Below are 3,942 nucleotides of genomic sequence, written 5' to 3' on the forward strand. Positions count from 1 at the left end.
CCCGGCGGCGGCCGCGGCAGCACCGCGGGTGCTTTCGGTCGTCCCGGTGGTCCGGCGCGTCGCGGCCGCAAGTCGAAGCGGCAGAAGCGCCAGGAGTACATGGACAACATGCAGGCGCCGTCGGTGGGCGGTGTCCGGCTCCCGCGCGGTGGCGGCGAGATCCTGCGCCTGCGCCGCGGTGCTTCGCTGACCGACTTCGCCGAGAAGATCAACGCCAACCCGGCCTCGCTGGTGCAGGCGATGTTCCACCTCGGTGAGATGGTCACCGCCACCCAGTCGGTCTCCGACGAGGTGCTGGAACTGCTCGGCCAGGAGATGAACTACCAGGTCGAGATGGTCAGCCCGGAGGACGAGGACCGGGAACTGCTGGAGTCGTTCGACCTCAGCTTCGGCGACCCGGACAGCTCCGACGAGCAGCTCGCGTCCCGCCCGCCGGTCGTGACCGTGATGGGCCACGTCGACCACGGCAGGACGCGCCTGCTGGACACCGTCCGGAAGGCGAACGTGCAGGCCGGCGAGGCCGGTGGCATCACCCAGCACATCGGCGCCTACCAGGTCGAAACCGAGCTGGAGGGCCAGGAGCGGCCGATCACCTTCATCGACACCCCCGGTCACGAGGCGTTCACCGCCATGCGTGCCCGCGGTGCGAAGTCCACCGACATCGCCGTGCTGGTGATCGCCGCGGACGACGGCGTGATGCCGCAGACCGTGGAAGCGATCAACCACGCGCAGGCGGCGGGCGTGCCGATCGTGGTCGCGGTCAACAAGATCGACGTCGAGGGCGCCAACCCGGACAAGATCCGCCAGCAGCTGACCGAGTACAGCCTGGTCGCCGAGGAGTACGGCGGCGACACGATGTTCGTGGAGATCTCCGCCAAGCAGGGCACCAACATCGAGGGCCTGCTGGAGGCGATCGTGCTCACCGCGGACGCCTCGCTGGACCTGCGGGCCAACCCCGGCATGGAGGCCCAGGGCGTGGCGATCGAGGCGCACCTGGACCGCGGCCGCGGTCCGGTGGCCACCGTGCTGGTGCAGCGCGGCACGCTGCGGGTCGGTGACTCGGTCGTGGCGGGCAACGCGCACGGCCGCGTCCGCCGGATGATCGACGAGCACGACAAGGACGTCACCGAGGCGACGCCGTCCCGGCCGGTGCAGGTCATCGGGTTCACCTCGGTGCCGGGCGCCGGGGACACGTTCCTGGTGGTCGACGAGGACCGGGTGGCCAGGCAGATCGCCGACCGGCGCGGTGCCCGGTTGCGGGAGGCGCAGAACGCGGCTCGGCGCAAGCGGGTCAGCCTGGAAGACCTGGACAAGGTCATCAAGGACACCAAGCAGCTCAACCTGATCATCAAGGGCGACAACTCCGGCACCGTCGAGGCGCTGGAGGAATCGCTCGGCAAGATCGACGTGGGCGAGGAGGTCGAGCTCCGGGTGATCCACCGCGGTGTCGGTGGCATCAACGAGTCCGACATCAACCTGGCCACCGCCGAGGACACCATCGTGCTGGGCTTCAACGTCCGCGCCGAGGGCAAGGCGGCCGAGGCCGCCAACCGCGAGGGCGTGGAGATCCGGTACTACTCGGTGATCTACCGGGCGATCGAGGACATCGAGCAGGCGCTCAAGGGCATGCTCAAGCCGATCTACGAAGAGGTCGAGCTGGGCAGGGCCGAGGTCCGCGACGTGTTCAAGTCGTCCAAGGTCGGCACGATCGCGGGCTGCATGGTCACCGAAGGCATCATGCGCCGCAACGCGAAGGCGCGGTTGCTGCGGGACAGCGTGGTGGTCGCCGAGAACCTCTCGGTGAACTCGCTCAAGCGGTTCAAGGACGACGCCACCGAGGTCCGCGACGGGTTCGAGTGCGGTTTGACCCTCGGGTCGTACTCCGACATCAAGGTCGGCGATTTCATCGAGACCTACGAGATGCGGGAGAAGCCGCGCACCTGATCCGCCACCACCGGGGCCGTCCGCACGGGCGGCCCCGGTGGGTGTCGGCGGCGGTTTCGGCGATGGGGGTGCGTTGTGTACGTCGGTGCGCTGGAACTGGACGTGCTGCTCGGGGACGTCCGGTCGTTGAAGCAGAAGCGCGGCGTGGTGCGGCCGGTCATCGCCGAGCTGCGCAAGAAGTTCGAGGTGGCCGCGGCGGAAGCGGGCGATCAGGACCTGTACCGCCGCGCGCTGCTCGGGGTCAGCGTGGTCTCTGGCGACGCTTCGCACGTGCAGGAAGTGCTGGAGGCGTGTGAACGCCTCGTCGCGGGGCGTCCAGAACTGGAGTTGCTCTCCGCCCGCCACCGAATGCTCGGGCCGGAGGACTAAAGGTTGTACGGACGGCTGCGCGGCTTCGTTGGCAGAACCTAGCGCGGAACACGGCGGCCTCGGCGTGGCGTTGTCGAGGTGGCGCACCTGTTCCCCAGCGCTGGAAGGGAAGTCCGAGGTCCGGGCGGTTCGACCGCGGCGGCCCGGCCAATGCTCGCGCCCGGTGCGCCGGGTGCCGGATCGACGGAGGAGGTGCGCCGTGGCGGATACGGCGCGCGCCCGCAGGCTCGCCAAGCGAATCGCGCAGATCGTGGCCTCGGGGCTGGAGTACGAGGTCAAAGACCCCCGGCTGGCGATGGTGACGATCACCGACGCGCGGCTCACTCCGGACCTGCGGGACGCCACGGTCTACTACACGGTGTTCGGCGACGAGGCCGACTACTCGTCCACGGCCGCGGCGCTGGCCAGCGCGACCGGGGTGCTGCGTTCCCGAGTGGGGGCGCAGACCGGGGTGCGGTTCACCCCGACCCTGACGTTCGTGGCCGACACCGTGCCGGACGACGCGCGGCGGCTCGAAGACCTGCTCGACCGGGCCAAGGAGGCCGACGCGGAGGTCGCTCGGCTGGCTTCCGGTGCCGAGCACGCCGGGGAGGCGGACCCTTACCGCCAGCAGCCGGACGACGAGGAGGAAAACGGCACGGAAACTCCCGGTTCCGACTCGGTGACCAGCGCGGACGCGGATGTGCGGCGTCGGCCACACAACGGTTGAACCCATTGGTCCGATCGGGTGCGTTGGGGGTGGCGCCGGGAGCTCGGCGTGTTCGGCGTGGAGGTGAGACCGAGTGAGCGGGCGATCCGGAACCACCTTGGGTAGCGAGGACGACTCGCTGACCGGTGCCGTGCGGCGTGCCGCCCGGCTGGTCGCGGACGCCCCCGACGTCACGCTGTTCGCGCACATCAACCCGGACGCCGATGCGCTGGGCAGCGCGTTGGCGCTGGGCCGGGCGCTGCACGCGCGGGGCGCGGCGGTGCGGGTGTCGTTCGGTTCGCCCGAGGCTCCGCCGCGCTCGCTGCGCGATCTGGACTCCGACGGCCTGGTAGTGCCCGCGAAGCAGGTGCCCGCGGCGCCGCCGCTGCTGGTGGTGTGCGACGCGGGAAGCCTGGAACGGCTCGGTGCGCTGGGCGGCCGGGTCGCGGCCACGATCGCCGCCGGCGGTGAGGTGGTGGTGCTCGACCACCACGCCGGGAACACGATGTTCGGCACCCACCACGTCGTCGACGAGACCGCCGAGGCGACCGCGGTGCTGGTGCTGAAGCTGCTCGACGAGCTCGGGATGGAGCTGGACCAGCCGATGGCGCGGTGCCTCTACGCCGGGCTGGTCGCCGACAGCGGCATGTTCCGCCGCGCGAAGGTCTCGACGCACCTGATGGCGGCGCGGCTGCTGCAGGCCGGGGTGGACCCGTCGGCGACGACGCGCTCGCTGATGGACACGCACCCGTTCGCCTGGCTGCCGATGCTGTCCGGCGTGCTGGACCGGGCGCGGCTGGAGCCCGCCGAGGCGCAGGGCTTGGGCCTGGTGCACGCGGCGGTGACGCTGGCCGATGCAGCACAGGTGCGCAGCGAAGAACTCGACAGCGTGATCGACATCGTGCGGACCGCGGAAGAGGCCGAGGTGGCCGCGGTGCTCA

General features: G+C 70.7%; 4 protein-coding genes. All 4 read left to right on the forward strand.

What is annotated here, in order from left to right:
- The coding region (gene infB / locus IJH84_RS20255) for a translation initiation factor IF-2 (protein WP_295147589.1) at window positions 1-1,944 on the forward strand (1,944 nt) is incomplete at its 5' end.
- Window positions 1,945-2,019: 75 nt separating this feature from the next.
- A complete protein-coding gene (locus IJH84_RS20260) occupies window positions 2,020-2,313 on the forward strand; it encodes a DUF503 domain-containing protein (RefSeq protein ID WP_200070083.1) in 294 nt (97 codons plus the stop codon).
- Window positions 2,314-2,512: 199 nt separating this feature from the next.
- On the forward strand, window positions 2,513-3,022 hold the full coding sequence (rbfA, locus tag IJH84_RS20265; protein WP_295147594.1) for a 30S ribosome-binding factor RbfA: 510 nt from the start codon (window positions 2,513-2,515) through the stop codon (window positions 3,020-3,022).
- 73 nt (window positions 3,023-3,095) lie between these two features.
- The coding region (locus IJH84_RS20270) for a bifunctional oligoribonuclease/PAP phosphatase NrnA (protein ID WP_367269059.1) at window positions 3,096-3,942 on the forward strand (847 nt) is incomplete at its 3' end.

The sequence above is a fragment of the Saccharopolyspora sp. genome, from assembly GCF_017434145.1.
GTDB classification, from domain to species: Bacteria; Actinomycetota; Actinomycetes; order Mycobacteriales; family Pseudonocardiaceae; genus Saccharopolyspora_C; species Saccharopolyspora_C galaxeae.